General features: G+C 30.4%; 19 protein-coding genes and 2 other annotated features. All 19 genes read right to left on the bottom strand.

The genetic code is table 11. The annotated features are described in order from the left end of the window. Positions 1–413 precede the first annotated feature (413 nt). The 19 genes from hdhA to ACTG48_RS00545 all read right to left on the bottom strand — a co-directional run bounded on the left by hdhA (position 414) and on the right by ACTG48_RS00545 (position 16,818). Positions 414–1,202 carry a 7alpha-hydroxysteroid dehydrogenase gene (gene hdhA / locus ACTG48_RS00635; protein WP_479917875.1) on the bottom strand — a complete coding sequence of 263 codons (789 nt, stop codon included), beginning with the start codon at positions 1,200–1,202 and terminating at the stop codon, positions 414–416. 388 nt (positions 1,203–1,590) lie between these two features. Then, positions 1,591–1,956, bottom strand: coding sequence for a 50S ribosomal protein L7/L12 (rplL, locus tag ACTG48_RS00630; RefSeq protein ID WP_021382505.1), 366 nt, complete (start codon positions 1,954–1,956; stop codon positions 1,591–1,593). A gap of 57 nt (positions 1,957–2,013) precedes the next feature. Then, positions 2,014–2,520, bottom strand: coding sequence for a 50S ribosomal protein L10 (gene rplJ, locus ACTG48_RS00625; protein ID WP_003421187.1), 507 nt, complete (start codon positions 2,518–2,520; stop codon positions 2,014–2,016). Between the two features lie 42 nt (positions 2,521–2,562). Next, positions 2,563–2,691: a sequence feature (ribosomal protein L10 leader region), on the bottom strand. Between the two features lie 51 nt (positions 2,692–2,742). Then, positions 2,743–3,441 (bottom strand): 50S ribosomal protein L1, encoded by a 699-nt coding sequence (gene rplA / locus ACTG48_RS00620; RefSeq protein WP_021382507.1) that lies wholly within the window; start codon positions 3,439–3,441, stop codon positions 2,743–2,745. A 70-nt stretch (positions 3,442–3,511) separates the two neighbouring features. Further along, positions 3,512–3,937, bottom strand: coding sequence for a 50S ribosomal protein L11 (rplK, locus tag ACTG48_RS00615; protein ID WP_003421189.1), 426 nt, complete (start codon positions 3,935–3,937; stop codon positions 3,512–3,514). Between the two features lie 35 nt (positions 3,938–3,972). Continuing rightward, complete coding sequence (gene nusG / locus ACTG48_RS00610; protein ID WP_003421190.1) at positions 3,973–4,515, bottom strand: transcription termination/antitermination protein NusG; 543 nt, start codon at positions 4,513–4,515, stop codon at positions 3,973–3,975. A 19-nt stretch (positions 4,516–4,534) separates the two neighbouring features. Continuing rightward, positions 4,535–4,756, bottom strand: a complete 222-nt coding sequence (gene secE, locus ACTG48_RS00605) for a preprotein translocase subunit SecE (protein WP_479917874.1) — start codon at positions 4,754–4,756, stop codon at positions 4,535–4,537. Positions 4,757–4,781: 25 nt separating this feature from the next. Then, complete coding sequence (gene rpmG, locus ACTG48_RS00600; protein ID WP_003421192.1) at positions 4,782–4,931, bottom strand: 50S ribosomal protein L33; 150 nt, start codon at positions 4,929–4,931, stop codon at positions 4,782–4,784. Positions 4,932–5,180: 249 nt separating this feature from the next. Then, entirely contained in the window at positions 5,181–6,374 is a 1,194-nt protein-coding gene (tuf, locus tag ACTG48_RS00595) for an elongation factor Tu (protein ID WP_169469762.1), read from the bottom strand. Between the two features lie 73 nt (positions 6,375–6,447). Beyond that, positions 6,448–7,095: an RNA polymerase sporulation sigma factor SigH gene (gene sigH, locus ACTG48_RS00590; RefSeq protein ID WP_021382468.1), complete on the bottom strand. Its 648-nt coding sequence runs from the start codon at positions 7,093–7,095 to the stop codon at positions 6,448–6,450. A 64-nt stretch (positions 7,096–7,159) separates the two neighbouring features. Further along, the gene (locus ACTG48_RS00585) at positions 7,160–7,687 is read right to left on the bottom strand and encodes an NYN domain-containing protein (RefSeq protein ID WP_021382459.1); all 528 of its coding nucleotides are present in this window, start codon (positions 7,685–7,687) and stop codon (positions 7,160–7,162) included. Positions 7,688–7,689: 2 nt separating this feature from the next. Beyond that, positions 7,690–8,427 carry a 23S rRNA (guanosine(2251)-2'-O)-methyltransferase RlmB gene (rlmB, locus tag ACTG48_RS00580; RefSeq protein WP_021382471.1) on the bottom strand — a complete coding sequence of 246 codons (738 nt, stop codon included), beginning with the start codon at positions 8,425–8,427 and terminating at the stop codon, positions 7,690–7,692. Between the two features lie 12 nt (positions 8,428–8,439). Continuing rightward, positions 8,440–9,198 carry an FAD-dependent thymidylate synthase gene (gene thyX, locus ACTG48_RS00575; protein ID WP_021382485.1) on the bottom strand — a complete coding sequence of 253 codons (759 nt, stop codon included), beginning with the start codon at positions 9,196–9,198 and terminating at the stop codon, positions 8,440–8,442. A 105-nt stretch (positions 9,199–9,303) separates the two neighbouring features. Next, positions 9,304–9,699 carry a ribonuclease III domain-containing protein gene (locus ACTG48_RS00570; protein ID WP_044211958.1) on the bottom strand — a complete coding sequence of 132 codons (396 nt, stop codon included), beginning with the start codon at positions 9,697–9,699 and terminating at the stop codon, positions 9,304–9,306. A gap of 2 nt (positions 9,700–9,701) precedes the next feature. Then, the gene (cysS, locus tag ACTG48_RS00565) at positions 9,702–11,099 is read right to left on the bottom strand and encodes a cysteine--tRNA ligase (RefSeq protein WP_021382482.1); all 1,398 of its coding nucleotides are present in this window, start codon (positions 11,097–11,099) and stop codon (positions 9,702–9,704) included. 146 nt (positions 11,100–11,245) lie between these two features. Next, a complete protein-coding gene (locus ACTG48_RS00560) occupies positions 11,246–11,401 on the bottom strand; it encodes a hypothetical protein (RefSeq protein ID WP_021382499.1) in 156 nt (51 codons plus the stop codon). A 221-nt stretch (positions 11,402–11,622) separates the two neighbouring features. Continuing rightward, positions 11,623–13,104, bottom strand: coding sequence for a glutamate--tRNA ligase (gltX, locus tag ACTG48_RS00555; protein ID WP_479917873.1), 1,482 nt, complete (start codon positions 13,102–13,104; stop codon positions 11,623–11,625). 432 nt (positions 13,105–13,536) lie between these two features. After that, positions 13,537–14,982 carry a proline--tRNA ligase gene (gene proS, locus ACTG48_RS00550; protein WP_021382483.1) on the bottom strand — a complete coding sequence of 482 codons (1,446 nt, stop codon included), beginning with the start codon at positions 14,980–14,982 and terminating at the stop codon, positions 13,537–13,539. Between the two features lie 120 nt (positions 14,983–15,102). Further along, positions 15,103–16,818 (bottom strand): proline--tRNA ligase, encoded by a 1,716-nt coding sequence (locus ACTG48_RS00545; protein ID WP_479917872.1) that lies wholly within the window; start codon positions 16,816–16,818, stop codon positions 15,103–15,105. A 63-nt stretch (positions 16,819–16,881) separates the two neighbouring features. After that, positions 16,882–17,090, bottom strand: a binding site (T-box leader). Positions 17,091–17,148 lie beyond the last annotated feature (58 nt).

Raw genomic sequence — 17,148 nt, 5'->3', positions numbered from 1 at the left:
AATAATTTTAGCATATTGTCAAGTATTTTTCAATATATTTTTTATCTTATATGTAAACTATGCATTATTTTTGATTTTTTGTAAATTATTTTAAGCATATATTATGTATTATGTACAATTTTTCAATATAAAATCCATATTTTGCATTTATAGGTCTAATTTTCTATATAAAATTATATACAAATACCATTCCCCTATTTAATTATAATTCCATAAGAAAATAGTTGTAAATAATTAGATTTATACAAATATATACAATTTATTTAATATACAAAATAAAGACCATAGATAAATTTAAATTGGAATTTTGAGCATTAAACTTTTTCCAATATAAATTATATCTATGGTCTTTATAAAAATAGAATTTTTAACATAACTAATTCATAAATCTTCATTACATATTATCAACTTGACTATCCTAATATATTATCTGCAAATTGTGGAGTAGGTAAACCAAATCCTCCTGCAACTTCAAGTAAATCTCCTGTTATAAATGATGAGTCATCGCTAGCATAGAATAAGACAGCTTTAGCAATATCATCTGGTTCTCCTATACGATTTAAAGGAACATGCTTTAAAAACTCTTTTATGAATTCTGGAGACATATTATCCAGTGCAGCCTTAGTTGCAATAAGACCTGGAAGTACAGCATTACATCTAACATTATCTTTTGCATATTGTGTCGCTATATTTTGAGTTAATGAATTGATTGATGCTTTTGATACACAATAAGCTATTCTGGATAAATCAGGTAATACTGAACCTATACTTGATATATTTACTATACTGCCTTTTCCATTCTTTATCATATGAGGAATTGCTGCTTTACATGGTAAATACACACTTTTTAAATTAGTATTTACTGTGTCAAAGAAATTATCTGTATCCCCAGTTACAAGGTCTTTGTCAAGAGAAGGGTTTGTTGAACCAAAATTGTTTACAAGTATATCTATCTTACCTTCTTTTTTAACTACATCTTCTATCATTGAAGTAAAAGTTTCTTCTTCACGAGCATTAAAGTAAACAAACTTAGCACAACCACCTTCTGCACTTATTTTATTTATAACTTCATTAGCTAATTCTTCTGAACGAGCTGCTAAATATACAATTGCTCCATTCTTTGCTAATATCTCTGCTGAAGCTAATCCAATACCTTTTGTTGCAGCAGTAACTACTGCAATTTTTCCTTGTAATTTTTCCATTGTTAATTCCTCCTTAAATATATCCTTCAAAGTCTACAATTTTCGATTTTTTTAAATACTTAGTTCATTTTAAAATTTATATTCGTTAATTAATTATTTATTACATTTTATTTCCAAATTACTCATGTATTTTTTTAAAATAATATGTAATTTTTTACAGTTCCATTTAATTATATACCCTACATATATACATTACAATAATTGTTTATATTTTAATTTAATAACAATATTAAATTAAAATATCATTACATACTATATGATACCCTTAATTTAATACTATTATATAAATTTTTTTCATTTTATAAAAATATTTTATTTATAATTCCAAATAAATTCTATAATTCTTTGCAAATAAAAAAGATACCCATTGGGTATCTTTTTAAAGAAACTACTTAACTTCTACTTTAGCTCCAGCAGCTTCTAATTTTTCTTTTATTTGATCAGCTTCTTCTTTAGAAGCTCCTTCTTTAACTGTCTTAGGAGCATTATCAACTACTTCTTTAGCTTCTTTTAATCCTAATCCTGTTATCTCTCTAACTGCTTTTATAACTCCAACTTTTGAAGAACCAACTTCAGCTAATACTACATCAAACTCAGTTTTTTCTTCAGCAGCTGGTCCACCAGCAGCTGCACCAGCTACCATTACTGGAGCTGAAGCTGATACACCGAATTTTTCTTCAGCAGCTTTAACTAATTCATTTAATTCTAAAACTTTCATATTTTCTATAGCTTCTAATATTTGTTCTATTGTCATTTTTAGCACCTCCGAATTTTATTTCAAATTAATATTTATAATTTTTTAATTAAGCAATTAAGCTTCTTCTTGACCTTCTGCCTTTTTCGCTATTGCATCTATTAAATATGCAAAGTTTGATACTGGAGCTTTTAAGCTACCAAGTAATTTAGCGATAAGAACTTCTCTTGATGGTATGTTAGCCATTTCAACAATTTTAGACTCATCGTAGAATGCACCTTCCACAATACCCATCTTTAATTTCATCTTTGGATGAGAATCCATGAATCCTTTTAATATTCTTGCTGGAGCAACTGGATCATCATATCCAAATGCTATAGCATTAGTTCCAACTAATAATTCATCATTGAATTGCTCTATACCAACTTCTTTAGCTGCTCTTCTAACTAAAGTATTTTTATATACTTTGTAATCTACACCAGCTTCTCTCATTTGTTTTCTTAACTCAGTTACTTCTTCAACTGTTAATCCTTTGTAATCTACAACAACAGCAGCAGAAGATTTTTGTAACTTTTCAACTATCTCAGAAACAACTTCTGATTTAATTTCTATAGCTTTTCTCATATAGATGTGCACCTCCTTCACCAAATAGGCTTAGTATTTACCGCAACATTATAAAAAGCTTTTGTTGCCAAAAGTAGACATCAAAAGCTTTAGTAATCTCAATTTATCTAAAACCTCGGCGGGATATTAAGCTTTCGCACCCACTATCTACGGCAAATCTATTCTTTTTTACATTGACAAGTGATATGATAACATTTTTGTCAACCTGTGTCAACAGTTTTATTATTCAGCTGTTCTTGCTGGGTTTATTTTAACTCCAGGTCCCATTGAAGAAGCTACTGTTACACTTCTTAAATATTGTCCTTTAGCAGCAGCTGGTTTAGCTTTTATTATAGCATCCATTAATGCTGCAAAGTTTTCAGCTAATTTTTCTCCACCAAATGATACTTTTCCTACTGGAACGTGTATTATGTTAGTTTTGTCTAATCTGTATTCAACTTTACCAGCTTTTATTTCATCTATAGCTTTAGCTACATCAAATGTAACTGTTCCTGATTTAGGGTTTGGCATTAAACCTTTAGGTCCTAATACTCTACCTAATCTACCTACTACACCCATCATATCTGGAGTAGCAACTACTATATCAAATTCAAACCAGTTTTCACCTTGTATTTTTTGAACTAATTCTTCAGCTCCTACAAAGTCAGCACCAGCTTGTTCAGCTTCTTTAGCTTTCTCACCTTTAGCAAAAACTAAAACTCTTTTAGTTTTACCAGTTCCGTGAGGTAATACAACTGCACCTCTTACTTGTTGGTCAGCATGTCTTGAGTCAACACCCAATTTAATGTGTGCTTCTACTGTCTCATCAAATTTAGCTCCAGCTATATCTGAAACTAATGTTAATGCTTCTGATGCATCATAGAATTTAGTTCTATCTACTTTTTGTAATGCACCTGCATATCTTTTACCTTTTTTAGCCATTTTATTTTCCTCCTCGTGGTTAATTTCGGCTTTTCGCCTCCCACTTTATAAAAAAAAGTGTTTCTTTTTATTAGTCTTCTATTACAACACCCATGCTTCTAGCAGTACCAGCTATCATACTCATAGCAGCTTCTACTGATGCAGCATTTAAGTCAGGCATTTTTAACTCAGCTATTTCTCTTACTTGAGCTGAAGTCATTTTAGCAACTTTCTTTTTGTTTGGTTCTCCAGAACCTGATTTTAAGTTTAATGCTTTTTTAATTAAAACTGCAGCTGGTGGAGTTTTTGTTATAAAACTGAATGATCTATCTTGATATACAGTTATAACAACTGGTATTATCATTCCAGCTTGATCTGCAGTTTTAGCATTAAATTCTTTTGTGAATCCCATTATATTAACACCATGTTGTCCTAATGCTGGTCCAACTGGTGGCGCTGGAGTAGCCTTTCCTGCAGGTATTTGTAATTTTATTTGACCTATAACTTTTTTAGCCATTTTGAGCGCACCTCCTCAGATTTTTCTATATAGTATTAGATTTTTTCTATACCTTCAAGCTCTATTACAAATAGAGTCCTTTTACCAAATGCATTTATGCATACTTTGACTTCTCTATTTTCTAAGTCAATTTCTTCTATGTTACCTATTTGTCCACTAAATGGTCCTTGAGATACTTTTACTGTGTCTCCTATTTCAAAATCAATATCGCTATTTACTACTTTAGGGTCTGTTGTATCTATTCCCATAGCTTTGACTTCATCTTCACTTAATGGTACTGGTTTTGAACCAGGTCCAACGAAACCTGTAACTCCCTTAGTATTTCTTACTACATACCAAGATTCATCAGTTATTATCATTTTAACCAAAACATAACTTGGATAAACTTTACGTTGTCTAGTTTTTTCTTTTCCAGTTTTAGTAGTTTCTACTACCTCTTCTGTTGGAACAACTACTTGTCTTATGCAGTCTTCCATACCTCTTGTTTTAACTGCTTTCTCAATTGTAGCTTTAACTTTATTTTCATGTCCCGAATAGGTATGAACTACATACCAACTTGCTTCTTGTAATTCTGACATTTAACTTACCTCTTTTCGTCTATTTTAGTAATAACGCTAGTGCACCAGATAATATAGTGTCTATACCCCATACTAATATAGTGCATGAAATAACTACAGTTAAAACTATACTTGTGTTTTTAAACAGTTCCTTTTTTGTCGGCCATGTAACTCTTTTTAATTCTTGTTTAGTTTCTTTTAAATATCCAAATAAACTAAACCTTTTTTTAGTTTTTGCACCGTCATTTTTTGGGGCAGCCATTCCATACTCACATCCTTATAAAAAACTATTTTGTTTCTTTATGAGTTGTATGCTTTTTACAGAATCTACAATATTTTTGTAATTCTATTCTGTCTGGATTATTTTTCTTATTCTTAGTAGTGTTGTAGTTTCTTTGCTTACACTCTGTACATGCTAAAGTTACTTTAACTCTCATCTGATACACCTCCAACTTTGTAATACAATAATATATATTGTTAATATATGTGAATATAATACCTTTAAAATATGTATTTATTAAAAATCTACAGTATTCAAGATATTATTAACTTCCTATAATCATTACCTTGTATAAGTTATCACAAAATCCTATGCTGTGTCAATGTTTTTGTATTTCTATGTTAAAAAAAGAGGAGCATAACCCCTCTTTCTATTATTCTTTTTAATCCATCAGTTTAATAAAAGATTACTCTACTATTGTAGCAACAACTCCTGAAGCTACTGTTCTTCCACCTTCTCTTATTGAGAATCTTAATCCCTCTTCTACAACTATTGAGTTTATTAAGTCTACTTCCATTGTTACGTTATCTCCAGGCATTACCATTTCTATTCCATCTGGTAATTTACAAGCTCCTGTTACGTCTGTTGTTCTGAAATAGAATTGTGGTCTATATCCATCAAAGAATGGTGTATGTCTTCCACCCTCTTCTTTTTTAAGTACATATACTTCTGCTGTAAACTTTGTGTGTGCCTTTACTGATCCAGTTTTTGCTAGTACTTGTCCTCTTTCTATCTCGTTTCTTTGTACACCTCTTAATAATGCTCCTATATTATCACCTGCTTGTGCTTGGTCTAATAATTTTCTGAACATCTCTACTCCTGTTACTACTACTTTTCTTGGTGCTTCTGTTAATCCTACTAATTCTACTTCGTCTTGTACTTTTAGTACTCCTCTTTCTACTCTTCCTGTTGCAACTGTTCCTCTTCCTGTGATTGAGAATACGTCCTCTACTGGCATTAAGAATGGCTTGTCTGTATCTCTCTCTGGTGCTGGAATATACTCATCTATTTGCTCGAATAATTCTACTATCTTATTTCCCCACTCGCTCTTTGGATCTTCTAATGCCATTAATGCTGATCCTCTTACTATTGGAGTATCATCTCCTGGGAAATCATATTCTGTTAATAAATCTCTTACTTCCATTTCTACTAATTCTAATAACTCTTCATCATCTACCATGTCACATTTGTTTAAGAATACTACTATATATGGTACTCCAACTTGTCTTGATAATAGTATATGCTCTCTTGTTTGTGGCATTGGTCCATCTGTTGCTGAACAAACTAATATTGCTCCGTCCATTTGTGCTGCTCCTGTTATCATGTTCTTAACGTAGTCAGCATGTCCTGGGCAGTCAACGTGTGCATAGTGTCTGTTTGGAGTCTCATACTCAACGTGTGCTGTTGATATTGTAATTCCTCTTTCTCTTTCTTCTGGAGCTTTATCTATGTTTGCGAAATCTACTGCTTCTCCTAATTGATATCTGTCATATAATGTTTTTGTTATTGCTGCTGTTAATGTAGTTTTACCGTGGTCAACGTGTCCTATTGTACCTATATTAACATGAGGTTTTGTTCTTTCGTATTTAGCTTTAGCCATTTTGAATTTCCTCCCTTATCTTTCGATATAAATTAATTTTGCTCACAATAAGCTTATGGTAAGTATTTTACTATTAATCATTTCTGTTTTCAAGATGTTTTTCTAATTTTCTCTTAACCCTTTGTAAAGCGTTATCTATTGACTTTACATCTCTTTTAAGCTTGTCCGCTATAAACTGGTATGACTTTCCATTTAAATATAATTCTAGGACTTCTAATTCCAAGTCACTTAATAATTCGTTCATCTTTGATTCTATATTTTTCAACTCTTCTTTACTAATTATAAGCTCTTCTGGATCTGTTACTATACTTGTAGCTATAATATCTAAAAGTGTTCTGTCTGACTCTTCATCATATATTGGTTTATTCAAAGAAACATATGAATTTAAAGGTATATGTTTTTGTCTTGTTGCAGTTTTTATAGCAGTTATTATTTGTCTTGTTATACATATCTCTGCAAAACATTTAAATGAATTTGTCTTACTTCCATCAAAATCTCTAACTGCCTTATAAAGGCCTATCATTCCTTCTTGTATTATATCTTCTTTATCTGCTCCAATTAAAAAATATGACTTTGCTTTTGCCTTTACAAAATTTCTGTATTTGGTAATAATGTACTCTAATGCTATTTTATCTCCTTCACTTGCTCTTAATACAATGTTATACTCATCTTGCTGACAATTGTCTATTAACTCATAACTTTTTTCTTTCGCTACCAACATGTAAATCTCCCCCATATATAAAACAAATTTATAGGTATATTATAGTCTAAAGAAGCTAGTAATTTCAACGCTTTCTACGAATGTTCTCAAGTTTCGACAATGTTTCTTTATCTAACCTTTCCTCCAACCAATTTCGCTGAATTTTTTTCCTCAAACCGCTATTTTTTTCCTTCATTTTATTCTTGGAACGATCTAACTCTAGCTTTAATTCTCTCGCAGACATTCTTGTAGCACCTTTTCCTAAAATCATTTGTTGCTCTGCATAGTCATTAGTCGCTACTTTTACATCATCGTACTTTGATAAAGAAGTTATAAATTTTTCTATATAACTATCTGCTGTTTGGTGCTCTCTTGTATAAACTATTGTTATGTGTTTTCTTTTCTCAACTTTTTCTCGTGAATTCTTAACATTATAAGCATCAAAAACTATTATAGTTTTATAACCCATAAACTCAGAAAATTCTATAATATCATCAATAAGCTTTTCTCGAGAATCTTCTAAGTCCTCTTTAGCCAGTTCTTTCAAATTATCCCACGCATTTATAATATTGTAGCCATCTATTATTAAGTAATGATTTATATTTTTTTTCATAGTTATTTACTTTTATCCAGTCTTTGTCTGAATATCTCATATAAAAGTATCCCACCTGCCACAGATGCATTTAAAGACGTAACATTACCTATCATTGGCATTTTTACTATAAAGTCACAGTTTTGTTTAACCAATCTAGATATTCCAAAGCCTTCACTTCCAATTACTACACCAAGAGGACCTGTAAGATTTTGTTTATAAAAAGTTTCTCCATCCATATCAGCAGCTGCAATCCACAGCCCTTCATCTTTTAATCTTTTTATTGTATTAACTATATTGGTTACCTTACAAACTGGCATATACTCTACTGCTCCAGCGGATGCTTTAGCAACTACAGGGGTTATGTGTACAGACCTTCTCTTTGGAATAATAACTCCATGTGCTCCTACTGCATCTGCTGTCCTTATTATCGAACCTAGATTATGTGGATCTGTTATCTCATCTAGTATAATGAAAAATGGGTCCTCATCTTTATTCTTTGCTAAATCTATTAACTCATCCAATTCATAATACTTATATTCACTTGCATAAGCTATTACACCTTGATGTGCATGACTTGTGCTGACCTCATCCAACTTATGTTTATCAACATATTGTATGATTATGTTTTTTTCTTTAGCCATTCCTATTATTTTTTTAATTGAACCTTCTTTAGCTGAATTTGAAATTAATATTTTGTCTATTTCTCTATCACTTTTTATAGCTTCTATTACTGGATTTCTTCCTTCTATACTTGCCAAATGATTCACCTCCTACAAGGCCTTAAATTTTTCTCTAACTTGAACTATATCTCCACAAGTCATAGTTCCTTCTGGACAACTCCCATTTACACAACTTGGTCCAGTCTTTTTAAATAGTATTGGAGCAACCTTTTTAACCTCTCTTAACATCTCTACAGCTAGATTTCTTATTTCCCACTGTGCTCTTTCACAGCATCTATGTTCAAAGAAATTAAACAAACTTCTAGCGTTTATAGTAAATACCATTTTTGTTTCGCATGCATTTGGAAATACATATCTAGCATCTTCTATTGCTTTCTTCTCAGCTTGTCTTTTTGCTGTTTTTTCATTTTTTCCATCTTTTATTAATTCATTATAATGATTTTCAAATAATATCTCTACTAAGTTATCATAAGCCTCTTGGTCTTTTTTCATTGAATTTATAAATAACTCTTTTGCTTTTTCTATTTTTTCTATTTCTGGAGGAATTATGTACTCAAATTGCTCTAATTTAACATATCTTTGACTTTGTTGTGAAAAACTAGCTATACGATGTCTAACAATTTGATGTGAACAAGCTCTTGATATCCCTTCTATTGAAAATGTAAATGAAGCATGTTCTAATATTGACCCATGGCCTATACCTAATAACATATTTAAAAATTTCTCTATACTTTCATCTGTTAAGTCTTTTTCTATTTCGTCTGTCCCAACTGGTGAATAACATAGCTTAGCTGCCATAGCTATTACTTTTTCTGGTTCAGGTGTATGTGATATTAATTTTACTTTCATAAACTTTTATCCTTTCTCATGACTAATTTCTATATATTTATTATACATTAGTTATAAAAAAAGTGTTGCCTTATTGATTATTATTAAGACAACACTCTTTAATATTTACATATCTCTTTCAATAATTTTGATTCCTTTATTGATAATATATTGAAGTCTCTCTATTTCATTATTTAAATACAAATATCCAACCAAGGCCTCAAATCCAGTTGCATGTTTATAGTCTATAATATCTGCATTTTTAGGAGAAGTATTTGATTTTTGATTTCTTCCCCTTTTGTATATTTTGCTCTCTTCCTCAGTTAATTCAGCTTCAATTTCATGAATTATACTCGCCTGAGCTTTAGCTTTTACATACTTTATAGCTAATTTATGCAAATCATTAACTTTTCTTTGTGTATTCTGTCTAATTAAATGTTCTCTTATATATGTCTCATACACTGTATCACCTAAGTATGCTAAAACTAGTGGTGACATAGTAACTAATTCAGTTTTTTCCATTTTTATACCCTTTTCCACTTAACGCCTTGTCTTGTGTCTTCTAATACAATTCCCATATCTAATAATTGTTGTCTTATATCATCTGCTAATTGGAATTCTTTATTTTTCTTTGCATCAGTTCTTTTTTGTATTAATTCTTCAATGTCCTTATCTAATACAGTATCTTTTTTCTTATTTACAATGTTTAATACTTTTGTAAGCTCATTAAATTCATCTAAGCATTTTTTAGCAAACTCTAGAGAAGAGTTTTCATCTACATTAGAATTTATTAACTTAGCTAACTCAAATATTACACTCACTGCATCTGCTGTATTGACATCATCGTCCATAGCGTCGATAAATTTTTGTCTGAAGTTATCTAACTCTTTAACAAGCTCTACTTCTTTTTCTGTTAAAGTAGACTCTTTTAAATTACTTAATGTAAATTCTAATTTTTCTTTAGTATTATATAATCTTTCAAGACCAGCTTTAGCTTGATTTAGCATCTCATCACTAAAGTTTACTGGATTTCTATAATGTGCTGATAACATGAAAAATCTTACTATCTCTAAATCATATAATTTTGATATATCTCTTACTGTAAAGAAATTACCTTTAGATTTACTCATCTTTTCATCATTTATATTTATATATCCATTGTGCATCCAGTATTTTGAGAATGTTTTTCCACTTCTAGCTTCACTTTGAGCTATTTCATTTTCATGATGTGGGAATGTTAAATCTTGACCACCTGCATGTATATCAATTGTCTCACCTAAATATCTCTTAGACATAACAGAACATTCTATATGCCATCCAGGTCTACCTTCTCCCCAAGGACTATCCCATCCTGGTTCACCTTCTTTTTTGGCTTTCCAAAGAACAAAGTCCATAGGATGTCTTTTTTGGTCATTAACTTCAATTCTAGCACCAGCTTCTAAGTCTTCTTGTTTTTGACCTGAAAGCTTTCCATATCCTTCAAACTTATTTGTATCAAAATACACATCACCATTTACTGCGTATGCATATCCCTTATCTTCTAATTCTTTTATAAAATCTATAATCTGTTGTATATTATCTGTAACTTGAGGATGAACAGTAGCTCTTTTAATTCCTAACCCATCACAATCTACAAAATATTCTTTTATATACTTAGTAGCAACTTCCTCTGGAGATATTCCTTCTTCATGGCTTCTATTTATAATCTTGTCATCAACATCTGTAAAGTTTTGTACATAAGTTACATCATATCCTCTATACTCTAAATACCTTCTTAGAGTATCAAATATTATAAATGGTCTTGCATTACCTATATGTATATAGTTATAAACTGTCGGACCACACACATACATTTTTACCTTTCCTTCTTCTAATGGAACAAATTCTTCTTTTGTTCTAGTCAATGTATTATAAACTTTCACACTCATCACCTCACCGTATTTTTATAAATTATTTTATTAACATTATATATTATATTATAGTTGAAAATTGCAATAAATAATAGTACTACTATCATTTTTAGTACTATCCTTCTAAACCACATCATAACAAATACTATTGTTATTCTCTATTGCTCTTCTAAAAATATCTTTTTTTGAGAAGAACATTTTTCAAAAGTTTCTTCTGTAATCATTTTTTCATCTTTTAATTTTTCTAAAATTGTAACATATTCTAAGCATAGCTCCTTTAATTCCTTTTTAACATCATCCATATTACTATACATAGTAATTACCCCCTTAATAATTAAATCAAACTAAAATAATAGATTTCCTTCTTCTATGCTTAATATTTTTATTAGTTTATTATTAATATTTTATTTATATTTTTGCTTTGCTTTTTATATATTAAATTTATAGCCCTAAATACCTTCATTTTCTTAACTAGATATTTTCACCAAATACTAACACAAAAAAAGTCCGCTTCTAAATTAGCGGACTTTTATGACTATAATATATTATTTTTTACATAAGCTATTCTATTTAAGCAAGTTTCTTTTCCTAAAACCTCCATTACTTTTGGTAAATCTGGTCCATGCATTTGCCCTGTTAAAATTATTCTTGAGCCCATAAATAAATTTTTTCCTTTTATTTTATACTCTTTTTGTATTTCTTTAAGCATTGCTTGAACAAATTCAGCATTTAATACTTCTGATTTTTCTATTTTTTCTTGTAAAGCATCTATTAAAGTAGGTATGTGTTCTAATTTTAAGAATTCACTTCCTTCTTCAGTCTCTACTTCTATTTTATCTCCAAAGAATATACTTGCATGTTCAGTAACTTCTTTTACATATTGTAATTTTTCTTTAAGTACTGATATCATACTCTTTAAAAACTCATACTTACTAGTAGCTTCTTCTTCTGTTATAAATCCATCTTCTATTAAGAATGGTATTGCTAAATCTGTTAAGTAAGTGTCATCACCATCTTTTATATAATGTTGATTAACCCAATTTAGCTTTTCAGTATCAAATACTCCACCACTTTTAGATACTCTTTCTACAGAGAATGCTTTTTCTAATTCTTCCATTGTAAACAATTCTTGATTATCTTCTGGAGACCAACCAACTAATGCTACATAGTTTACTAAACCTTCTGGTAAATATCCTTTTTTCTTAAAGTCTTCAACTGCTACATCACCTTGTCTCTTACTTAATTTTTTCTTTTCTTTATTAAGTATATTTGGTAAATGTACAAATACAGGTGCTTCCCATCCAAAAGCTTCATATAAATAGACATGTTTTGGAGTAGATGATACCCACTCTTCTCCTCTTATAACATGTGTGATTTTCATTAAATAATCATCTACAACTACTGCAAAATGATAAGTTGGGAATCCATCTGTTTTCATTAGTACCTGGTCATCTAAATCATTAGTATTAAATTCCATATCTCCTCTAACTAAATCTGTAAACTTAATTGTATGATTCTCTGGTAATCTTAATCTTATAACGTATGGTATTCCTGCTTTTATATTTGCTTCTACTTCTTCTTTAGAAAGATTCTTACAGTAACCATCATATTTAGCTGTTTCTCCTGCTGCTCTTTGAGCATCTCTTACTTCATCTAGTCTTTCCTTTGTACAGAAACAATAATAAGCCTTTCCACTATCTAAAAGTTGTTTTATATATTCTTGATATATATCTAATCTCTGAGATTGAATATATGGACCATATTCTCCCTTTTGTATTACACTTCCATTGTCATCTAATATAACACCTTCATCATGATTAACCCCAGCCCATTTCATAGCATTAAGCATATTCTCTATAGCACCTTCTACTAATCTACTTTGGTCTGTGTCCTCTACTCTTAATACATACTCTCCGCCCATTTTTTTTGCAAATAAATAATTATATAAAGCAGTTCTTAAACTACCTATATGTACAAATCCTGTTGGACTTGGTGCAAATCTTACTCTTACATTCATTTTTACTTCCTCCTGATATTTTATTCAATATAACTATAATATTAAACTAGTACATTGTTTTGCAAGTTTATTTTTACTGAACCTCCCATGACTAAAGTCACAGGGTTCCTGTTTCATAGAATTTCGCATAATCAAATCTAATAATAATATCCTTATTTATTTAAAAATACACATGTTTATTATAGCAGAAAATCCTAGTTTTAATTTCATAAATCTTTCTTTTAATCCATTTATTTGCTGAAAATTAAAAGCATTCCCTATTGATATATTTGTATTTATTAGTTACTTTATGGAATATTTATATAGTAACTGTTCTACAAAGTAAGTATGTACACTAATAATAAATATATATAAGGAAATAAAACTTAAAATAAAATTGGGATGAAAAGTATCAAATACTCATCACCCCAGTTTTTATTTAAACATCTTATTTTAGTAAGCTTTTGCCATTACTACCATATTATCTGCTTCTTTTCCACAATATACACACTTGTGACCTAAGTTTTCTTGTTCAAAAGGTAAGCATCTTATAGTTGCTCCTGTTTCTTCCTTAATCTTAGCTTCACATTCTGCATCTCCACACCACATAGTCTTTATGAATCCTGGCTTTTCTTCTAAAGCTTTTTTAAACTCATCCATATTTTCAACTACAGATGTATTATCTTCTCTATGTTTTTTTGCTTTTTCAAACATATCATTGTGTATAACATCAAATAAATCACATATAGCATCAGCTAATCCTTCTAAAGGCATAGAACTCTTTTCTAAAGTATCTCTTCTGAATATCATAGCTTGATTATTTTCTATATCTTTTGGTCCAATTTCAATTCTTACTGGAACACCTTTCATTTCCCACTCATTAAACTTCCAGCCAGTTGTATAGTTGTCTCTATCATCAACTTCAACACTTACTCCTTTAGCTTTTAAATCAGCATATATTTTATCCACTGTTTCCATTACATTTCCTTTTTTAGCAGCTATAGGAACTATAACAACTTGGATTGGAGCTACTCTTGGTGGGAATACTAGACCTCTGTTATCACTATGAGTCATTATAAGTCCACCTATAAGTCTTGTAGATGCTCCCCAAGATGTATGGTATGGATTAGCTAAATTTCCTTCTCTATCTGCAAAAGTAATCTCAAAAGCTTTTGTAAAGTGTTGACCTAAGAAGTGACTTGTACCTGATTGTAACGCTTTACCATCATGCATCATAGCTTCTATAGTATATGTTCTTTCACCACCTGCAAACTTCTCACTTTCACTTTTTTGACCAGCTACAACTGGCATTGCAAGTAATTCTTCACATAATGCTTTATATATTTCTAATTGTTGTATTGTTTCTTCTTGTGCTTCTTCTGCTGTTTCATGTAATGTATGACCTTCTTGCCATAAAAACTCAGATGTTCTTAAGAAAGGTCTAGTTGATTTTTCCCATCTAACAACTGAGCACCATTGATTATAAAGGTATGGTAATTCTCTATATGATTTTAACCATTTCGCATACATTGTACATATTATAGTTTCTGAAGTAGGTCTTACACATAGTCTCTCTTCTAATTTTTTATTTCCTCCATGTGTTACCCATGCAACTTCTGGAGCAAAACCTTCAACATGCTCTGCTTCTTTGTTTAATAAACTTTCTGGTATTAATAATGGGAAATAACAGTTTTTGTGTCCAGTTTCTTTAAATTTTTTATCCATAAATTCTTGCATTTTTTCCCATAATGCATATCCATATGGCTTTACAACCATAAAACCTTTTACTGGTGCATAATCAACTAAGTCAGTCTTAGTTATCACATCTGTATACCATTGTGGGAAATCATCTTCCATCTTTGTTATTTCTTCAACAAATTGTTTTTCATTTTTTGCCATTTCAATTACCTCCTCATTTATTATGTTTTTATAAAAAAACACCACTTTATCTCCTTATATAGATAAAATGGTGTTTATAAAGTACAACTCTGATTATCTATACAATAGCTTTTTAAGTTACTATCCTAACCTAACATTATTTTTGATAAACTCTGCCTTTACTTTTTCATTTATTTCTTTTATGTCAATTATTTCTTTATCTTCTTTATGTCTAAACTTAAATTCTACTTTACCTTCACTAATATTTTTACCTACTGTAATTCTCATAGGTATTCCTATTAATTCTGAATCATTAAATTTAACACCTATTCTTTCATCTCTATCATCTAATAAAACTTCTACACCCATAGCTTGTAAATCATTATATATCTTTTCAGCTATTGATACTTGTTCCTCATTTTTCATATTTGCTGGAACTATCACAACATGGTATGGAGCTACTGATAAAGGCCATATTATACCTTTTTCATCATTATGTTGTTCAATTATAGCTGCAGCTGTTCTTTCAACACCTATTCCATAACATCCCATTACTATAGGTTTTGATTTTCCATCTTTATCTATAAAGTTTGCATTCATAGATTCTGAGTATTTAGTTCCTAGCTTGAATATGTGACCTACTTCAACACCTCTGGCTATTTCAAGTGGCTTCCCACATACTATACACTTGTCGCCTTCTTGAACATTTCTAAAATCTCCAACTATTCCTTCAAAATCTCTTCCATAGTTAGCATTTTTTATATGATACTCAGTTTTATTAGCCCCAACAACTATGTTTCTTTGTTCAACAATTTCTTTATCTATAAATACATAGTCAGCGTTTATACCTATTGGTCCAGCAAAGCCTACTTCTGCATTAGTTACTTTTCTCACTACATCATCTGTAGCAAGTGCAAATTCTATAACAGAACCTATCGCATTAGACACTTTAACTTCGTTAACTTCTCTATCTCCTCTTACAACAACTACAACTGTTTTTCCATCTGCCTCATATACTAAAGTTTTAGCAAATTTATCTGGAGAAATTTTTAAAAATTCCTCTAGTTCTTTTATTGTAGCTGCTCCTGGCGTATGAACTTCTTCTAATTCCTTCATATCTTCTTTTTCTGATACTACATTACAAGATTCTGCTCTCTCTACATTTGCTGCATAGTCACATCCACTACAGAATACAACTTCATCTTCACCAACTTCTGATTTAACCATAAATTCAGCTGATGTAGACCCTCCTATAGCTCCTGAATCTGCCTGAACTGGACTATTCTCTAGACCACATCTATCAAATATACTCACATATGCATCAAACATATCTTGATATGATTTATCTAGACCTTTATCATCTACATCAAAACTATATGCATCCTTCATAGTAAAAGTCTTAGTTCTCATAACACCAAATCTTGGTCTTCTTTCATCTCTATATTTTACTTGTATTTGATACAGGTTCAATGGCAATTGTTTATATGAAGTAATTTCTTGTCTTATTATATCAGTGAAGGCTTCTTCATGTGTTGGTCCGAGACAGTATTCTCTTTCTGTTCTGTCTTTTAGCCTAAACATTTCTTCACCCATAGCAGTCCATCTTCCGGACTCTTTCCATAATTCAGAAGGAAGTAAAGCCGCACAAAGTATCTCTTGACAATCTTTTTTATTTAGTTCTTCTCTAATTATTTGTTCAATTTTTTTGAATACTCTTAATCCCATCGGTAATTGATTATAAACCCCTGAAGTCATTTTTTTTATCATTCCCGACCTAACCATTAATTGATGGCTTGTAATCTCAGCATCTGCTGGGATTTCTTTTAATGTCGGCATAAACATTTTAGACATTTTCATTAATAGATTCCTCCTGAATATTAATTTCTTGAAAATATAAAAAACCTCTCATCTCTATACAAGTATAGAGACGAAAGGTTTAATTTCCGCGGTACCACTCTAGTTAGCTATATAAATAGCTCTCTTTTGGGAATGTAACGGTTCCTACCGTAAAGATTTTTATACCTTTAAGCTAAAAGACAGGTTCAAACATTTCCTCTTGAAAACTCTCACCAACGTTTTCTCTCTGTAAAGATTTCATCGTTTTACTATTTCTTTATCATAACTAGTTTTATATTTATATTAATTTCACTTAAATTCACATATTATAGATATTCTATATAGGCCTAT

The organism is Clostridioides sp. LIBA-6822 (assembly GCF_056688955.1).
Note: the sequence above shows the minus strand (reverse complement) of the source record. Positions and strands in the feature narration are given on the sequence as shown.